A 1,112-nucleotide genomic window follows, 5' to 3' on the forward strand; every position below is an offset into this window, starting at 1 on the left:
TGTTGCGGGTCGTGACGTTGGTGACGGCTGGGCAGGGGTGAGTTGAAGGGGGACGGGTCTTCCAGCGGCAGGATGGAAAACGCCAATCCTCCGTCCGTTCGACTGGAAAGACCCGTCCGTGACCCACCGTAACGCCCCGCTGACCATCGAAGGCCGTCGCCGGCTGGTGCAGCGTTGCCAGTCCCGTCCGATCGCGCACGCCGCTGCGGAGATGGGCATCTCCCGGCAGTGCGCGAGCAAGTGGGTGAACAGATTCCGCCGCTATGGCGAACTCGGCCTGCTCGATCGCTCCAGCGCCCCGCACCGGTCACCGACAGCTACATCGGTGCAGGTGGTGGCACGGATCGAACAGATGCGACGGACCCGCAAGTGGTCGGCACGCCGGATCGCACTGGAACTCGCTGTCGAGGGCATTCCCGTGTCGGTGCGCACGGTTGGCCGGCATCTGCTGCGCCTGGGGCTCAACCGGCGCCGGTTCCTGGATCCGGCGGGTCAGAACAACCGGCTCCCACGCCGCATCATCGCGCGTCGGCCCGGGCACATGGTGCACGTCGACATCAAGAAGGTCGGCCGGATCCCCGACGGCGGCGGTTGGCGCGTCCACGGCCGAGGATCAGCCCAGGACAAAGCCGCCCGCACGGCCAACCGGCGAACCCGGCCCGGCTATGTCTTCCTGCACACCGCGGTCGACGGCTACTCGCGGCTGGCCTACACCGAAGCATTGCCGGACGAGAAAGCCGTCACCGCGATAGGTTTCGTGTTCCGGGCCAGGGCGTTCTTCGCCGCGCACGGCATCACCAGGATCGAGCGAATCGTGACCGACAACGGCTCCTGCTACAAAGCTCGGGATTTCGCGAAGGTGCTGCTCGGCGCCCGGCATCAGCGGATCACGCCTTACACGCCACGGCACAACGGGAAGGTCGAGCGCTACAACCGGATCCTGGCCGAGGAATTCCTCTACGCACGCGAGTGGACCAGCGAAACCCAACGCACCCACGCGCTCAGCGTCTGGAACATCCACTACAACTACCATCGACCACACTCCACCGCCGGAAACCAGCCACCAGCCAGCCGCCTCCACACCGGCGTCACCAACGTCCAGGCCTCATACA

1 protein-coding gene is annotated in these 1,112 nt (G+C 66.5%); it reads left to right on the plus strand.

The features are described 5' to 3' along the window. Positions 1–118: 118 nt before the first annotated feature. Positions 119–1,112 (plus strand): IS481 family transposase (locus IU450_RS39240; RefSeq protein ID WP_195154776.1); only part of this gene is annotated, 994 nt, incomplete at its 3' end.

Source organism: Nocardia abscessus (assembly GCF_015477775.1).
Classification (GTDB): domain Bacteria; phylum Actinomycetota; class Actinomycetes; order Mycobacteriales; family Mycobacteriaceae; genus Nocardia; species Nocardia abscessus_A.